Below are 17,122 nucleotides of genomic sequence, written 5' to 3'. Positions count from 1 at the left end.
GGGCGTCGCCGCCAGCTACACCGGCAACGGCTGGAACCTGACGGCCAACCTGACCGCCAACATCTACGACTCGCCGGCCAGCTTCGGCGGCGGCGTCCCCGGCGTCAGCGTCGCGTTCCCGACCACCCGTGGTCCGTTCCTCATCTCCGACTCGCTCAACCTCGACCTGACCGCGACCAAGAAGTTCGGCAAGTTCGAGATCGGCGCCATCGGTTACGGCACCTACAACTTCGACGTCAGCCAGTTCAGCCTCGCTGCCGGCAACCGCGGCAACTTCTCGGTCGGTGGTCTCATCGGCTACGACTTCGGACCCGTCACCGCCCAGGCCTGGGTCGCCACGACCGTCGTGAACGCCGTGCGCCGCGCCGACACGGTCGAGGGCTGGTTCCGCCTGATCGTGCCGCTGTACTCGCCGACCCCGGTCGCCGCTGCTCCGGCCCCGATCGTCCGCAAGTACTGAGATCGGCTGGCCGGGGCTCGCGCCCCGGTCTCCCCGTGACGTCGCCTCCGATAACCGCCGGATCCCCAGGGTCCGGCGGTTATCGCGTTTCAGGCGCCTCACATCGGCGTGATCCCGGTCCGGGGCGCGCGAAGGGCTGAAACTTTCCGCGCGAACGCCCCGTAGAGCGCCTCAGTCACCCCGCACGAGGGAACGACGAAGAGGAACATGCTCATGATGAAGATCACGCACCGCGCCCTGGCCTCGGCCGCCCTCGCCTTCGCGCTCGGCGCCGCCCTGCCGGCCGCCGCGCTCGCCAAGAACCCGATGGTCGGTGGCGCGCCGATGTACGCTTCGAAGACCATCGTGGAGAACGCGGTCAACTCGAAGGATCACACCACGCTGGTCGCCGCCGTGAAGGCTGCCGGCCTCGTCGACACCCTGTCGAGCCCCGGCCCCTTCACGGTGTTCGCGCCCACCGACGCGGCCTTCGCCAAGCTGCCGGCCGGCACCGTCGAGACCCTGGTGAAGCCCGAGAACAAGGCGACGCTGACCAAGATCCTGACCTACCACGTGGTCCCCGGCACCTACACGGCCAAGGACCTGATGAAGCTCGCCAAGGATGGCGGCGGCGAAGCCCAGCTCAAGACCGTCCAGGGCGAGCCGCTGATCGTCCAGAGCAAGGGCAAGAAGGTCTACGTGACTGACGCCAAGGGCAGCACCGCCACCGTCACGGTCGCCAACGTGATGCAGTCGAACGGCGTCATCCACGTCGTCAACGGCGTCCTCCAGCCCTGATCCCACCGGAACGGCCTGTCGCCTGACGGGAAGCGCCCGCGATCCTTTCGGATCGCGGGCGCAACGCGTTCGGGGCCGCAAGGGAATCGGGTTTCTCAGCCGACCCGGTTGAGCCGGCGCGCGCCCGCGAAGCGGTTGAGGAAGCGCGGCTCCTTCTCGGGGGCGATGCGGATAGCGAGATGCATGGTCCCACCCTCCTCCTCGCGCCGGTCGAGCACCTCCGCGTTCTCGTAGAGCCAGTGCAGGGCCGCCCCATCCTCCGGCGGCAGGATGACCGCGAAGGTGGAGCGCTGCCGGGCGATCCGCGCCTCGATCCGGGCGGTCAGGACGCCGAGGCCCTCCCCCGTGACCGCCGAGACCAGGACCGGGGCGTCGCTGTCCCGGTCGTTGCGCCCGTGCCCGCTGAGGTTCAGCAGGCGGGTGCGCTCATCCTCGTCGAGCAGGTCGGCCTTGTTCCAGACCTCGATGATGCGCGCCGCCGAGGTCTCGATCCCGAGTTCGCGCAGCACCGATCCGACATCCTCGGCCTGGGCCGCGCTGTCCACGTGGGCGACGTCGCGCACGTGCAGCAGGATGTCGGCGTGGATCACGTCCTCCAGCGTGGCCCGGAAGGCCGCGATCAGCGAGGTCGGCAGTTCGGAGATGAAGCCCACCGTGTCCGAGAGGATCACGGTTTCGCCGTGCGGCAGCTTGGTGGCGCGGGCGGTCGGATCCAGGGTGGCGAACAGCATGTCCTGCGCCATCACCTGGGCCTTGGTGAGGGTGTTGAACAGCGTCGACTTGCCCGCGTTCGTGTAGCCCACGAGGGCCACGATCGGGTACGGCACCCGCGCCCGGCTCTGACGGTGCAGGCCGCGCGTGCGTGTGACGCTGTCGAGCTCGCGCTCGATCTTGGTCATGCGCTCCTGGATCATGCGCCGGTCGGCCTCGATCTGGGTCTCGCCGGGGCCGCCGAGGAAGCCGAAGCCGCCGCGCTGGCGCTCCAGGTGGGTCCAGGACCGCACGAGGCGGCTCTTCTGGTAGGCGAGGTGCGCGTGCTCGACCTGGAGGGTACCCTCGCGGGTCGAGGCGCGACGCCCGAATATCTCGAGAATCAGGCCGGTGCGGTCGATGACCTTGCAGCCGAAGGCCTTCTCGAGGTTGCGCTGCTGCACGGGCGAGAGCGCGCAGTCCATCACCACGAGACCGATCTCGCGGGCGCGGATCACGCCGGCCAGTTCCTCCACCCGGCCCTTGCCCAGATAGGTGGAGGGGCGGATGCGCTGCACCGGCGCGACGATGGCCTCGACGACGTCGAGTTCGATGGCGGCGGCGAGGCCGGCGGCCTCGTCGAGCCGTGCCTCGGTGGAGCGCAGGGCTTCGGGGCTGCCGCTCGGGTTGCCCCGGGCCGCCACGGCGGCGCGCCCGAGATAGGGGCCGACGACGAGGGTGTGGGTTGCCGCCGCGATATCGCCTTCAGGGGCGGCCATCGCCTGGAGCCGGGCTTCGCCGGCCGTCATCGGTTCAGTCATGTAGGTTTTCGTTCGACCCTGTCCTGTGTGTCTTCAGGACAATGGGCGCTTGCCGGCCCGAGACAAGGGCGCGGCAAACCTTATCGGGCCGGAGGCGTACGCTTTCGGGCTGTCTCAAGCCTTGTCGGGCGTGGTCTCGTCGGGCTCGAAGAGCTGGACCGGGTGGCCCGGCATGATCGTCGAGATCGCGTGCTTGTAGACGAGCTGCGAGTGTCCATCTCGGCGCAGCAGCACGCAGAAGTTGTCGAACCAGGTCACCACCCCCTGCAGCTTGACGCCGTTCACGAGGAAGATGGTCAACGGTATCTTGTTCTTGCGAACATGGTTCAGGAACGTGTCCTGGAGGTTCTGCGCGCGCTCGCCCGCCATTTTCTTCTTATCCTTGCTTCACGCTGCCGCCCGCCGCACCGGACGGGTTCTCTTCTATTGGTGTCATGACCGAAAGCGAAACGCCAGGATCTCGCTCAGGGTCCGCGGCATTACACGTGTATTGCGGGCGCGATGCAAGTGCATCGTCACGCGATCCTCAGGGGCCGATGCCGAGGGACTTGAGTTTCCGGTGGAGCGCGGAGCGTTCCATGCCGATGAACTCCGCGGTGCGCGAGATGTTGCCGGAGAAGCGCGCGATCTGCGCCACGAGGTACTCGCGCTCGAAGATCTCGCGGGCCTCGCGCAGCGCGAGGCTCATCAGCTTCTCGCCGCCCGATCCGTTCGGCGTGGTCGGCACAAGGGCGCCGATCTCCGTGGGCAGCATCTCGGAGGTCACCTCCTGATCCGGGTCGGTGTGGGTCAGGATCATCAGGCGCTCGACGTTGTTGCGCAGCTGGCGGACGTTGCCGGGCCAGTCGTGCGACTGGAGCACCGCCATGGCGTCCTCGGCGATGCGCCGGCGCGGAAGGCCGGTGGCCCCCGAGATCTGCTCCATGAAGAAGGTGATGAGTTCCGGCACGTCCTCGCGCCGCTCGGAGAGGGCGGGCACGCGGATCGGCACCACGGAGAGCCGGTGGAACAGGTCCTCGCGGAACCTGCCCGCGGCGATCTCCTCGGCCAGATCCCGCGAGGACGACGAGATGATGCGGACGTCCACGTGCACCCGCGCGGTGCCGCCGACGCGCTGGAAGTTCTGGTCGACGAGGACGCGCAGGATGCGGTTCTGCGTCTCGCGCGGCATGTCGGCGACCTCGTCGATGTAGAGCGAGCCGCCATGCGCCTCCTCGAGAGCGCCGACCCGGCGCGCCCGGCCTTCGCCGGCCTCGACGCCGAACAGCTCCGCCTCCATCGTATCGGGCGTGATCGTGGCCGCGTTGATGACCACGAACGGGCCGCTGGCCCGGGTCGACATCGCGTGCAGGGTCCGCGCCGAGAGCTCCTTGCCCGAGCCCGGCGCGCCGAGGATCATCACGCGCGCGTTGGTGGGCGCCACGCGCTCCACGGTCTGGCGCAGCTGGTTGACCACCACGGAGGCACCCACGAGGCGGCTCGCCTGGCCGGAGCGGGCCTTGAGGTCGCGCACCTCGCGCTTGAGGCGCGAGGCCTCCAGCGCCCGCTCGGCCACCAGGATCAGGCGGTCGGCCTTGAACGGCTTCTCGATGAAGTCGTAGGCGCCGGCCTTGATGGCCGCCACGGCGGTCTCGATGTTGCCGTGGCCCGAGATCATCACCACCGGCAGGTCCGGATGCCCGGCCTTGATCTGGTCGAGCACCTGCAGGCCGTCGAGGCGCGAGCCCTGCAGCCAGATGTCGAGGAAGACGAGGTGGGGCCGGCGCGACTCGATCGCCGTCAGCGCCTCGTCGGAGCCCCCGGCGGTCCGGGTGCGATGGCCCTCGTCGTCGAGGATGCCGGCCACGAGGTCGCGGATGTCGGCCTCGTCGTCGACGATCAGGATATCGGCGCTCATGACTGAATCTCCGCGATGGGGGGGGCCGTGCGCGCGGCGCCCTTCTCGTCCTGCACGGAGGGTCGGCCCTCCGGCGTCGTTTGGGTGGCAGTATCACGGCTCGGGTCGCCGGGGGCCTCGCGGGGCACCCGCATCCGCACCCGTCCGCCCCGGCCTTCCGGATTGTCGTTCAATTCGATCCCGCCGCCATGCTCTTCGAGGACCTTGCTGACGATGGCCAGCCCCAGCCCCGTCCCGCCCTCGCGGGTGGTCATGTAGGGCTCCAACAGCCGCTGGCGCCCCTCCGCGGGAAATCCCTTTCCGTTATCCGTCACCTCGATGACGGCGAAGCCCTCCTCGAGGACGAGGCGCACGTCGACGCGGCCCTTGCCGCCGGGGCTGGCCGCGAGATCGGCCTCCGGCACGGCCTGCACCGCCTCGACGGCGTTCTTCAGGATGTTGGTGATCGCCTGCGAGAGCAGGCGGATGTCGAAGGCCGCCACCACCCGCTCGCCGCCCGCCTCCCCGAAGGAGAATTCCAGGTCGGGATGCGCCACCCGCATCATGAACAGGTTCTGGCGGGCGATCTCGCTGAGGTCGTTCTGCGCGATGGCGGGCTTGGGCATCCGCGCGAAGGACGAGAACTCGTCCACCATGCGCTTGATCTCGTCGACCTGACGCACGATCGTGGCCGTGCACTGGTCGAACACCTCCTTGTCGGTGGTGATGACCTTGCCGTACTTGCGCCGGATGCGCTCGGCCGAGAGCTGGATCGGGGTCAGCGGGTTCTTGATCTCGTGGGCGATCCGGCGGGCCACATCCGCCCAGGCCGAGGTGCGCTGGGCCGAGACGAGGTCGGTGATGTCGTCGAGGGTGACGACGAAGCCGCGGGGGCCGCCTTGCGCCTGCTCGCTCGTCACCCGCACCGTCACCGTGCGCTCGCGCCCGTCGCGGGTGAGCTGGATCTGCTGCTGCATGGCGCGCAGGCGCGTCTCCGCCCCGTCCGGGAACAGCGCCTCCAATTCCGGCACCACCTGCGTCAGGGGCTTGCCGACGATCGCTTCCGCCGTGAGGCCCAGGGTGCGCTCCACCGACGGGTTGGCGATGGTGACGAGGCCGGCGGCATCGACGCCCATCACCCCCGGCGAGACGCCCGACAGGACGGCCTCGGTGAAGCGGCGCCTGCGGTCGATGAGGTCGCTGGCCGCCGTCAGCCCGTCGTGCTGGCGGCGCAGCTCCTGCGTCATCTTGTTGAAGCTCTCCGAGAGGTGGGCGAGGTCGCCGTCGCTCTTCCGGGCCGGGACCTGGGCGTAGAAGTTGCCCGAGGCGACCTGGTCGGCCGCGTTGATCAGGCGCCGGATCGGCGCGACGAAGCGGTTGGCGAAGTTCAGGCCGAACCACACCGCCGACAGGAGCGCGATGAGGGCGATCAGCACGAAGACCGAGGCGAAGCTGATCTGGATCGAGCGCTTCAGGGAATCGTAGGTGAGGTACTCGGCCGCCGCCGCGCGGGACACGCCGGGGAACTCCACGGCGAGCTGGCTCACCTCCCGCTGCACCAGCAGCACCGCGCCGTCATAGGCCGGCATGCGCAGGAGCGCGGCGAAGATCCGCCCCTCGCTCGGCACGAGGCAGATCGGGTCGCTCGATTTCGCCGCGTCCTCGAAGGCCGCGGCCGACGGAAGGCGCCGCTCCTTGAGCAGGTCGATCTTGGCCCGGGCCACCACCTCGGTCGGCCCGCGCATGATCTCGGCCACCGGCAGGCCCAAAGCCGTGGCCCGCGTGGTCAGGAAGCTCTCGAACCAGGTCCGGTTGACGTCGAAGTTCGGTCGCGCCCGGGTCAGGTCGTCCGTGAGGATGCGGATCTCGCGCGCCAGGCTCTGGCACTGGTTCTCCTGATAGGCGTCGGCGACCTCGACGGATTTCAGCACCACGTCGCGCACCCGGTCGGTGAAGCCCAGCGACAGGCCCCGGTCGATCGTCACCGCCGCCACCACGGCGAGAAGCACGGTCGGCAGGATGGCGATGAGGCTGAACAGGCCGACGATGCGGGTGTGCAGCCGTGCCACCGCGGCGTTGGTGCGCCGGGCGTAGAGGAAGACCCGCGCCTCCCAGGCGATGATCACCACGAGGCCGAGGACGAGGAAGACGTTGATCCCGAGCAGCGTCAGCCCGACGGTCGGCGTCGGCGTCACCCGGATCACGCCGGCCAGGATCAGGAAGGTGGCGATGGCCGAGACCAGGGCGGTGACGACCACCAGGGCCCCGACGAGGCCGGGGCCGCGCGGCGGCGGGCGCACGATCGTGGTCAGGCGGTCGGGCCCGTCGCTCGCCTCGAGGGCCGCGTCGGCAGGGCCTGAACCCTCCGCGGGGGGGGCAGAAGTGCTGCCCGAAGTGCTGGAAGATCGAAGCCACGGCATGGCTGATGCGTCGCCACAACAGTGTGGCGAAATTAATACGAATTGGCCACGCGGCTGCGTAGGAACCACTCGGATCTCCGGTCTCCCGGCGCGGCGGCGGTCCTCACGATGCGCGCCTCGTGTCGATCGACGGCCCGTGAAAATACATTATCCTCCGATCTCTCCTCACACCGAGTTCATCATGTCTGACACGCCCGTCTTCGCCTCGGCCGCCGTCGCGGCGCCCCATCGCCTCGCGGCCCAGGCCGGGCAGCACATCCTGGCGCAGGGGGGCAATGCCATCGAGGCGATGACCGCCATGGCCGCCACCATCGCGGTGGTCTACCCGCACATGAACGGCATCGGCGGCGACGGGTTCTGGCTGGTGCGCGAGCGCGGCGGGCGGGTGCGGGGCATCGAGGCCTGCGGCCCGGCCGGCCGGAACGCCACGATCCAGCGCTACCGGGCGCAGGGCTACGAGGTGCTGCCGTCGCGCGGGCCCGATGCGGCCCTCACCGTGGCGGGGGCCATCGGCGGCTGGCGTCTCGCCCTCGACCTCGCCAAGGCCCTCGGCGGCCGCCTGCCCCTGGACACCCTGCTCGCCGACGCGATCCGCCACGCCCGCGACGGCGTCGCGGTCTCGCCCTCGGAGGCGCGCTACGTCCCGAAGGAGCTCGACACGCTGCACGACCAGCCGCATTTCGCGCCGACCTTCCTCGACGGCGGCAAGCCCTTCGCGGCCGGCGCGATCCGCAGGCTGCCGGCGTTGGCCGCCACGCTCGAGCAACTGGCCCATGCGGGCCTCGACGACTTCTACAAGGGCGATCTCGGCCGAGAGATCGCCGCCGACCTCGACCAGCTCGGAACGCCGGTGACCCGGGCCGATCTCGAAGCCTACGCGCCCCGCGAGCGCGCGCCGCTCTCGATCCGCCGCCGCGACGCGACGCTCTACAACTTCCCGCCGCCGACCCAAGGCATCGCCGCGCTCCTGATCCTCGGCATCTTCGACCGCCTGCGGATCGCCCGGCCCGAGACCACCGCGCATTACCACGGGCTCATCGAGGCGACGAAGCGTGCCTTCGCGATTCGGGACCGGATCGTCACCGACTACGACCGGCTGGCGGTCGACCCCGCGAGCTTCCTGACGCCGGAGCGGCTGGACCGCGAGGCGGCGCAGATCGATATGCGCCGGGCCGCCAGCGTGCCCCTGCGCAACCCCGGCGAGGGCGACACGGTCTGGATGGGCGCCATCGACCGCGACGGCCTCGCGGTGTCCTACATCCAGTCGATCTACTGGGAATACGGCTCCGGCATCGTCCTGCCCAAGACCGGCATCCACTGGCAGAACCGCGGCACCTCGTTCTCCCTCGACGCCACGGCCGTGAATCCGCTGGAGCCTGGGCGCCGGCCCTTCCACACCCTGATCCCGGCGCTGGCCTGCTTCGACGACGGCCGGGTGATGTCCTACGGCAGCATGGGCGGCGACGGGCAGCCGCAGTTCCAGTCGCAGATCTTCGCCCGCTACGCCGATTACGGAATGAGCCCGGCCGACGCCGTCGATGCGCCGCGCCTCCTCTACGGACGGACCTGGGGTGCCGAGTCCCTCACCGTGAAGGTGGAGGACCGCTTCGACCCCGCCTGCATCGCCGAACTGCGCAGTCTCGGTCATGCGATCGAGGAACTCGGCGGCGCCTACATCGATTCCCTCGGCCATGCCGGCATGCTGATCCGCGATCCCCGCAACGGCTCGGTCGCGGCGGTGCACGATCCGCGCTCGGACGGGGGCGCGGAGGGATTGTAGCCTCCGGGATACTTCGCTTCTAGGTCGCACACTATCGAAGTGCGCGCCAACCTCTTGGCATTTTCCTTGCGACGGGCGCCCGTCGCAAGGAGCGTATTATGGATACATCTCTCTCCCGCCAGCGCTGGATCCAACTCGGCCTGGGCCTCGTCGCCATGATGGCGATCTCAAGTCCGCAATACGTCTGGACGCTCTTCACCAAGCCACTGATCGCAACGACCGGCGCGACCCTGCCGCAGATCCAGTGGACCTTCACGATCCTGATCGTGCTGCAGACCTTCTTCTCGCCGGTGCAGGGCTACCTGATCGACCGGTTCAGTCCCAAGCTAATGATCGCGCTCGGTGCCGCCCTCTCGGGCCTCGGCTGGGTCCTGGCCGCCCGGGTCGACACACTGCTCGGCGTCTACGCCACCTACGGCCTGTTCTGCGGCCTCGGCACCGGCATCGTCTATGTCGGCATCGTCGGCCTGATGGTGAAGTGGTTTCCCGACCGGCGCGGCTTCGCCGTGGGCGTGGTCGCCGCCGGCTACGGCATGGGCGCCATGCTGAGCACCTTTCCCATCAGCGACATGCTCGCCGCATCCGGCTACCGCCACACGCTGACGGTGTTCGGCATCGTGCTCGGGGCCATCGGGGCCCTGGCGGCCCTCGGCCTACGCGCGCCGCGCGCCGGCGAAGTTCTGCCGGCGCCCGCCGTCAACCTCTCGACCTGCGTGCACGACACGGCCCCGAAGGCGATGCTGCGGACCCCGCTGTTCTGGCTGATGTTCGCCATGATGACGATGATGTCGACGGGCGGCCTGATGGTGGTGGCCAACTTCGCCTCCTTCGCGCGCGACTTCGGGGTCGCCGACGCGATCATCTTCGGCTTCGTCGCCCTGCCCTTCGCGCTGACCTTCGACCGCATCACCAACGGCCTGACCCGTCCGTTCTTCGGCTGGGTCTCGGACCGGATCGGGCGCGAGAACACGATGGGCATCGCCTTCGCGGCGGAGGCGGTGGCCATCGCCCTGCTCCTCGTCTTCCGCGAGAACGCCTACGCCTTCGCGCTCCTCTCCGGCGTGGTGTTCTTTGCCTGGGGCGAGATCTTCTCGCTGTTCCCGTCCATCCTCACCGACACCTTCGGCACGAAGCACGCCACCACGAATTACGGCTTCCTCTACATGGCTCAGGGCATCGGCTCGCTGTTCGGCGGCCCGATCGCGGCCTGGATCTACGCCGTGCAGGGTTCGTGGCTGCCGGTCTTCGCGATCATCATCACCCTCGACGTGCTGACCGCGATCCTCGCCTACTTCGTGCTCAAACCCATGCGCCGGCGCTGGCTCGACGGCGGCGCGGCCCCGGTCCGCGTGGGCGAGCCCGCCCTGGCCTGACCCTTCGCCGCAGAGCGTGCTTCGAAGCGCGGACGGGTCTCCCCGTCCGCGCTTCGCGCTTCGCGTATCGCGCGAGGCGCTCGCGACGCCTAGGTTTATTCCGGTGCCGCACCATGGTTTGCCGCGTCTTCGTTCGACCCGCGTCAGTCATGCGGAGCGGGAGACTTACGGTGGTCCGCGCTCCGATGCAGGTTCTCGAGGGCGGCCGAACAATCAGGCGCTGTCGGCGGTTGCCAGTCTCACGATCACTTGGCACGGATCTTTCGAACAAGGTCGAGCGCAACGAGCAAGACACCGCACGGCGAACGATAATGCCGTCGATTTACTTTGAGATATTGTCTCGATAGAATTCATAGAATAAGCTGAGCTATATTTCCATGGCATAATTAATAATCATTTAGTAAAATACGAACATTTTAGCCTGGTCATAATATCGGGCTCGGAAGATGAAGATCAGCATTAGAACCGCGCTCGCGGGATCGTTCGCGACGCTCCTCGTGTTGTCACTGGCGCAAGGTACGGTCGGCTTGATGAAGCTCGACGCCATCTCGCACAAGACCGGAGAACTGCTCGATACCACGGTTCCCTCGATGAACGAGGCCAACGCCATCAACGTGCTCGTCACCCGTGGGCGTCTCTGGCAGTTCCGCTACGCGGCCGCGACGACCGAGAGCGTGCGGGCCGAAACGCTCGCCAAGGTCGAGGAATTCATCCGCGATCGGAATGCCAAGATCGAAGCGTTCAAGGCGTTCATCAAGACGGACGACGAGAAGAAGCTCTATGCCGACCTCGTGACGAAGAACGAGCTTCTCAAGCCAACCTGGAAATCCCTGCGGGACATGCCCTTCGGAGACCGGGATGCGTCCATCCTTCACCTCAATGGCGAGATGTACGGTCCTTACCGGGCCGTGGCGGATGCGACCCGCGCGCTCGTCGACCTGAAACTCTCCCAGGGGATGAGTGCGGGCTCGGAAATCCGCGACCAGCAATCCTCGGCCGTCCGCACGATGCTGCTGACCCTCTGCATCGCCATTCTCCTCGCTCTCGGCGCGATGGCGTACTCGTTCTTCGGTGTGTCGCGCCCGATCACCCGCATGACCGAGCGGATGCGTCGTCTGGCGGAGGGGGAGGCCCAGGCCGAGGTTCCCTACGCGCAGCGTCACGACGAGATCGGCTCCATGTCCGCCGCCGTACGGGTCTTCCGGGACAACCTGCTGCGGTCGCGCGCCCTGGAGGAGGAGACCGTGCTGGCGCGCGCCTCCGCCGAGGAGCAGCGCAAGGCCGGTATGCGTCAGATGGCCGACGTCTTCGAGCAAGCGGTCGGCGGCATCGTCGGCGCGGTGTCCTCCTCGGCGACGGAACTGCAGGCGACCGCACTGACGATGACGGGCACGGCGGCCGAAACCGCGAACCAGTCGGTGAGCGTCGCCGCCGCCGCCGAACAGGCCTCGACGAACGTCCACACCGTGGCCGCCGCGGCCGAGGAGCTCGGAACCTCGGTCCAGGAGATCGGGCGTCAGGTGTCCGGCTCCTCCGACCTCGCTCGCCTGGCCGTTGGAGAGGCGGACCAGACCATGAATCTGGTCCAGGCCCTGAGCCAGGCCTCGGCGCGCATCGGCGATATGGTCGGGTTGATCTCGAACATCGCCAGCCAGACCAACCTGCTCGCGCTCAACGCCACCATCGAGGCGGCCCGGGCTGGCGATGCCGGCCGCGGCTTCGCGGTGGTGGCCACCGAGGTCAAGGAACTGGCCGCGCAGACGGCGCGGGCAACCGACGAGATCGGCACGCAGATCGGCCAGATCCAGGGGGTGACCGGGCAGGCGGTGGCGGCCATCGGATCCATCACCACCCGCATCCGCGAGATCAACGGCGTGGCCACATCGATCGCCGCCGCGGTGGAGGAACAGGGCGCCGCGACCCAGGAGATCGTGCGCAACGTCGCTCAGGCGTCCGCGGGCACCAGCGAGGTCACCCACAACATCGCGGCCGTGGCGCAGGCCTCGGAAGAGACGGGGGCTGCCGCCGGCCAGGTCCTGTCCGCGGCCTCCGAACTCTCGCGCCAGTCCGAGCACCTCGGGGCCGAGGTGACGCGCTTCCTCGCCACCGTTCGGGCGGCCTGACCCCGACCCGGCGGCCGCTGGCGACGGGACCGACCCGACGGTCATACGCGATCCGTCCGATCCCTTCCGGCGCTCCCTGGCGGATCGCCGGAAGGGATGGCGGATCCGGGCTTGGCGCAACGGCCGCGCGGGCTCGGCGATACGTCATCCGCTCTCATCGAGCCGGAAACGGACGGCGGCGCGTTCCTCCGTCCCGGGCGCCCGATCATCGCCGCATCCCGTTCGGTCGCGTGGGATCGATCGCGGCGGCCCGCCCTCCGGCGTCACCCAGTCCTGCGCATTCCTGAGGCGGATGCCGCTGGCATGCAGGGTGGAGGTCCAGACCGGCGCCAGGGGCTTGAGGCGCGGCAGGATGCGCAGTTCCAGGCCCGCCGCCGCCATCGCCGCGGGCAGGTTCCGGAGCGTGTCGCGGCACTCCGGGACGATCGCGTGGCGCGAGACCCAGGCGCCCGGATCGCCGGCGGGCTCAAAGGTCCCGGGCGGCATCCGATAGCGCTGGATCGTCCCGCCCGCGATCCGCTCCGCCCAGGCCTCCTCGACATAGGCGACGGCGCGGCCGGTGACATCGCCGAACCAAGCCTGCCGGTCCTCCGGTGTCGTCTCGGCGGTGGGCCAGATCACGATCCGGGGACAGTCGCGCGGAAAGAGGTAGAGCAGGCAGAAATCCGCCGCGATCGCCCAGACCAGGGGACCGTTCAGCCAGGCGCGCGCCGCGCCGCGGTCGATGCCGACCCGAACGGGGCGCGGGACGAAGACCCGGATGTCCGGATCCTCGCTGAAGTGGAACAGCGCAGGGCGCATCGCCCCCGGTTCGGCCGGCGCGCGCGGAGTCACCGCGCGTTGCGGAACACCTGGAGGTCGAGGTCGCGCACCTTCTTGCGCAGGGTGTTGCGGTTGACGCCCAGCAATTCGGCCGCGCGGATCTGGTTGCCGCGGGTGGCGGCCAGCGCCGCCCCGATCAGAGGCCCCTCGATCTCGCGTAAGATGCGGTGATAGAGGCCGGGCGGGGGCAGCGTATCGCGATACCCGCCGAAATATTCGGCGAGGTGGCGCTCCACTGCGCCCGACAGGGTCTCGGCCTCGCCGCCCGGCTTGCGGGTGCCCGGCGTGCCGTTCGGCTGGCTCTGCGCCAGGGGCAGCGTGTCGAGCTCGGCCTCGATCACCGGGCCGGTGATGGTCTCCTGCGGGTAGAGGGCCGCGAGGCGCCGGACGAGGTTCTCCAATTCGCGCACGTTGCCGGGCCAGCGATAGCGCTTCAGGCGCTCCATCGCATCGCCGTCGAGCTGCTTGCGGCTCAGGCCCTCCCGCTCCACCAGGACGAAGAAGTGGCGGATGAGATCGGGCACGTCCTCCGAGCGCTCGCGCAGCGCGGGCAGGCGTAGCGGCACGACGTTGAGGCGGAAGAACAGGTCCTCGCGAAAAATGCCCTGCTGGATCGAGACCCGAAGGTCCTTGTTCGTGGCCGCGATGATGCGGACGTTGGTCTTGATCGGCACGCGGCCGCCCACCGTCGTGTACTCGCCCTGCTGCAGGACGCGCAGGAGCCGGGTCTGCGCCTCCATCGGCATGTCGCCGATCTCGTCGAGGAACAGGGTGCCGCCCTCGGCCTGCTCGAAGCGGCCGGCGGAGCGCGCCAGGGCGCCCGTGAAGGCGCCCTTCTCGTGGCCGAATAGCTCGGATTCGATGAGGTCGCGGGGGATCGCCGCCATGTTCACGGGCACGAACGGGCCGGTGCGGCGGCGGCCGTAATCGTGCAGCGCGCGGGCGACCAGCTCCTTGCCGGTGCCGGACTCGCCCGTGATCATCACCGTGAGGTCGGTGGGCATCAGCCGGGCGAGCGCCCGGTAGATCTCCTGCATGGCCGGCGAGCGCCCGACGAGGGGGATGTCCTCGTTGCCGGGATCGGCCCCGGCCGGCGCCGTGCCGCGCGGACGGGACAGGGCGCGCCCGACGATGGCGATCAGCTCCTTCAGGTCGAAGGGCTTGGGCAGGTACTCGTACGCGCCCCGCTCGGAGGCGCGGATCGCCGTCATGAAGGTGTTCTGCGCGCTCATGACGATGATCGGCAGTTCGGGGCGTACCCGCTTGATGCGCGGCAGGAGGTCGAAGACGTTCTCGTCGGGCATCACCACGTCGGTGATGACGAGGTCGCCCGCGCCTTCCGCCACCCAGCGCCAGAGGGTGGCGCAGTTGCCGGTGGAGCGGACTTCGTAGCCTGCCCGCGACAGCGCCTGGTTGAGGACGGTGCGGATGGCGGCGTCGTCGTCCGCGACGATGATGTGTCCGTTGGGCATGACGCGACTCTATGGCTCCGCGGACGATTCGCGCCCGTCGCGGGCGCTCGACATGGGGAGAAGAAGGCGGAAGGTGGTCCGGCGCGGGACCGGATCGCACTCGACGATTCCACCGTGATCGCCGATGATCTTGGCCACCAGTGCAAGTCCGAGGCCGGAGCCCTGCGCCTTCGTGGTGACGAAGGGGTCGAACAGGTCCGGAAGTAGGTCCGCCGAGACGCCCGGTCCGTTGTCGCGCACCGCCACCTCGATCGGCAGGCTGACGCGCTCGCGCGAGCCCGGCACCTGGAGGCGCAGGCCGGTGCGGAAGGCCGTCGAGAGGGTGATCTCCCCGTCCACCGCGTCGGCCCCGATGGCTTCGGAGGCGTTCTTCACGAGGTTGAGGATGACCTGCACGAGCTGGTCGCGGTTGCCCAGCACTGGCGGCAGCGAGGGATCGTAGGTCTCCACGAAGCGGATGTGACGGGCAAAACCCGACTGCGCCGAGCGCTTCACCTGATCGAGCACGCCGTGGACGTTGACCGAGCCGCGCTCCACCGGACGCTCGTCGCCGAACAGCTCCATGCGCTCGACGATGCGCACGATCCGGTCGGATTCGTCGCAGATCAGCCGGGTCAGGAGGCGGTCCTCCTCGTTGCCGGATTGCTCGAGCAGCTGGGCCGCCCCCCGGATGCCGGCGAGCGGGTTCTTGATCTCGTGGGCCAGCATGGCGCCCAGGGCCACCATGGAGCGGGCCGCCCCCCGGTGGGTGAGCTGGCGGTTCATCTTGTCGGCGATGGTGCGTTCCTGGAGCATCAGCACCACGGCGTCCTCGTCGTCGCCGAGCGGCGTCGCGAACACGTCGACGCTGCGCTCCAGCCCGGAGCGCGGCTGCACCAGCTCGACCCCGTACTCGCTGACGCTGGCCCGGCGCCGGCGCACCTCCGCCACCAGCGCGATGATCGGCGAGGCGAAGGGAATGATGTCCGACAGGCGCCGCCGCTGCATCAGCCGGGCGGAATGATCGAAGAACGTCTCGCCCGCGTGGTTGACGTGGAGGATGTGGTCGTTCGCCCCCACCGTCAGCACCGGCAGCGGCAGCGCGTTGATCACCGCCTCGCTGGTGGGGGCCGCATCGCTGCGCGCGCTGCCGTTCCGGCCGGGTATCGGCTTGCCCGAGCTCATGCGGCCTCCCCGATCGCCTCGACGGCCCCGTCGCGACCGCCCGTGAAGGCGCGCGCCAGGAGCGCGGTGGCGGTCGCCGGGTCGGTGGTGGTGAGGAGCCGCATCCGCGCCTCCGGATCGAGGCCGCCGCCGGCCTCCGCGTAGGCCGCCAGATGCTTGCGGGCGTGGCGCACGCCCATGCGCAGGCCGTAGAGGGCGAGCAGGCCCTGGTAGTGCTCCACCGCCAGACCCGCCATCTCGGCGCCCGACAGAACCGGTGCCGGCCGCCCGGCGAGGCCGGCCGCCAGCGCGCCGACGAGCCAGGGCCGGCCCACCGCCGCCCGCCCCACCATCAGGCCGGCGGCGCCGGAGCGGGCGAGGCAGGTCCGCGCCTCGGCCAGCGTGGTGACGTCGCCGTTGGCGATGACGGGGATCGCCACCGCCTCGACCACGGCGCGGATCGCGGCCCAGTCGGCCCGGTCCTTGTAGAATTGCTGCCGGGTCCGGCCATGGACCGTCACGGCGTTGAGCCCGAGGCCCTCGGCCCGGCGCGCCAGGGCCGGTGCGTTGAGGGTCGCGTGGTCCCAGCCGAGGCGCATCTTCACCGTGACGGGCACGCGGACCGCGCCGCGCACCGCCGCGAGAATGCGGGTCGCGCCCTCGATGTCGCGCATCAGGGCCGAGCCCGAGGCCACCCCGGTGACGACCTTGGCCGGACAGCCCATGTTGATGTCGATCACGTCGGCGCCGTTCGCCTCGGCGATGCGCGCGGCCTCGGCCATCGGCTCCGGCGCGCAGCCGGCGAGCTGCACGATGTGGGGATCGACGCCGCTGCCCTCGGCGCGCAGCCGCGCCTCCTGGTCCCCGCGCGCCAGCTCAGCGGCGGCCACCATCTCGGAGACGACCGCGCTCGCCCCGAGACGACGCGCGATGCGCCGGACATGCAGGTCGGTGACGCCGGAGAGCGGTGCCAGCAGGACCGGCACCGGCCGATCGCCACCACTCGTGGGCGCGGCTTCGCGGGTCGCCCCCGCCCGGAGAAAGCTCAAATAATCATCAGCGCACATTGTGCTCAACAAATAGACAAATCGGACCGCCGCGCAAGCGATTCCGCAGATTTGATTTCAGCTTCTCCCGCGCTTAAACGACAGACCACCCCATTGGCGGGTCGCCGGAGCCTTCGCATCGCGAACGCGCGGGGGCTCGTCGGTGCGGGGGTTCCTCATAACACCCGAAGCGCGGGAGCATACGCATGTCCGGCACCGCGTGGAATGCCGCAGCGGTGGTCGTCGCGGCCGGTCGCGGTATCCGCATCGGCGGCGACACCCCGAAGCAGTACCGCCGCGTCGGCGGCCAGGCCGTGCT

12 protein-coding genes and 2 pseudogenes are annotated in these 17,122 nt (G+C 69.5%); 6 read left to right on the top strand and 8 right to left on the bottom strand.

Translation table 11 applies throughout. The features are described from left to right. Positions 1-460, top strand: a pseudogene (locus tag K2X24_RS00625) (transporter); the annotation flags it as partial. Positions 461-676: 216 nt separating this feature from the next. Beyond that, on the top strand, positions 677-1,237 hold the full coding sequence (locus K2X24_RS00620) for a fasciclin domain-containing protein (protein ID WP_292493709.1): 561 nt from the start codon (positions 677-679) through the stop codon (positions 1,235-1,237). 95 nt (positions 1,238-1,332) lie between these two features. Here the strand turns inward: K2X24_RS00620 and hflX are convergent, their stop codons facing one another. The 4 genes from hflX to K2X24_RS00600 all read right to left on the bottom strand — a co-directional run bounded on the left by hflX (position 1,333) and on the right by K2X24_RS00600 (position 6,924). Continuing rightward, on the bottom strand, positions 1,333-2,748 hold the full coding sequence (gene hflX, locus K2X24_RS00615; RefSeq protein ID WP_292493706.1) for a GTPase HflX: 1,416 nt from the start codon (positions 2,746-2,748) through the stop codon (positions 1,333-1,335). Between the two features lie 114 nt (positions 2,749-2,862). Then, a complete protein-coding gene (gene hfq / locus K2X24_RS00610) occupies positions 2,863-3,117 on the bottom strand; it encodes an RNA chaperone Hfq (protein ID WP_238275333.1) in 255 nt (84 codons plus the stop codon). A gap of 157 nt (positions 3,118-3,274) precedes the next feature. Continuing rightward, a complete protein-coding gene (locus K2X24_RS00605; protein ID WP_292493701.1) occupies positions 3,275-4,645 on the bottom strand; it encodes a sigma-54 dependent transcriptional regulator in 1,371 nt (456 codons plus the stop codon). After that, positions 4,642-6,924, bottom strand: coding sequence for a PAS domain-containing sensor histidine kinase (locus tag K2X24_RS00600; protein ID WP_292493699.1), 2,283 nt, complete (start codon positions 6,922-6,924; stop codon positions 4,642-4,644). The genes K2X24_RS00605 and K2X24_RS00600 overlap by 4 nt, the downstream gene beginning before the upstream one ends. Before the next feature lie 301 nt (positions 6,925-7,225). Between K2X24_RS00600 and K2X24_RS00595 the strand changes: the two genes are divergently transcribed. The 3 genes from K2X24_RS00595 to K2X24_RS00585 all read left to right on the top strand — a co-directional run bounded on the left by K2X24_RS00595 (position 7,226) and on the right by K2X24_RS00585 (position 12,320). Next, positions 7,226-8,824, top strand: coding sequence for a gamma-glutamyltransferase family protein (locus K2X24_RS00595; protein WP_292493698.1), 1,599 nt, complete (start codon positions 7,226-7,228; stop codon positions 8,822-8,824). Between the two features lie 98 nt (positions 8,825-8,922). Next, a complete protein-coding gene (gene oxlT, locus K2X24_RS00590) occupies positions 8,923-10,197 on the top strand; it encodes an oxalate/formate MFS antiporter (RefSeq protein ID WP_292493696.1) in 1,275 nt (424 codons plus the stop codon). A gap of 446 nt (positions 10,198-10,643) precedes the next feature. Beyond that, entirely contained in the window at positions 10,644-12,320 is a 1,677-nt protein-coding gene (locus K2X24_RS00585) for a methyl-accepting chemotaxis protein (protein ID WP_292493694.1), read from the top strand. Between the two features lie 267 nt (positions 12,321-12,587). Here K2X24_RS00585 and K2X24_RS00580 read toward each other — a convergent pair. The 4 genes and pseudogenes from K2X24_RS00580 to dusB form a co-directional block, all read right to left on the bottom strand. Continuing rightward, positions 12,588-13,121 (bottom strand): annotated as a pseudogene (locus K2X24_RS00580) (DUF6886 family protein); the annotation flags it as partial. 29 nt (positions 13,122-13,150) lie between these two features. Continuing rightward, positions 13,151-14,614, bottom strand: coding sequence for a nitrogen regulation protein NR(I) (gene ntrC, locus K2X24_RS00575; RefSeq protein ID WP_243914599.1), 1,464 nt, complete (start codon positions 14,612-14,614; stop codon positions 13,151-13,153). A gap of 9 nt (positions 14,615-14,623) precedes the next feature. Next, on the bottom strand, positions 14,624-15,778 hold the full coding sequence (locus tag K2X24_RS00570; RefSeq protein ID WP_292493691.1) for an ATP-binding protein: 1,155 nt from the start codon (positions 15,776-15,778) through the stop codon (positions 14,624-14,626). Continuing rightward, on the bottom strand, positions 15,775-16,824 hold the full coding sequence (dusB, locus tag K2X24_RS00565) for a tRNA dihydrouridine synthase DusB (protein ID WP_292493689.1): 1,050 nt from the start codon (positions 16,822-16,824) through the stop codon (positions 15,775-15,777). The genes K2X24_RS00570 and dusB overlap by 4 nt, the downstream gene beginning before the upstream one ends. A 185-nt stretch (positions 16,825-17,009) precedes the next feature. On the opposite strand from dusB, the gene K2X24_RS00560 reads away from it, so the two are divergent. Continuing rightward, positions 17,010-17,122 (top strand): 2-C-methyl-D-erythritol 4-phosphate cytidylyltransferase (locus K2X24_RS00560; RefSeq protein ID WP_292493707.1); only part of this gene is annotated, 113 nt, incomplete at its 3' end.

This window comes from Methylobacterium sp. (assembly GCF_019750675.1).
In the GTDB taxonomy this organism is placed as follows: domain Bacteria; phylum Pseudomonadota; class Alphaproteobacteria; order Rhizobiales; family Beijerinckiaceae; genus Methylobacterium.
The sequence above is the reverse complement of the archived record's forward strand: the minus strand, read 5'-3'. Positions and strand labels throughout refer to the sequence as shown.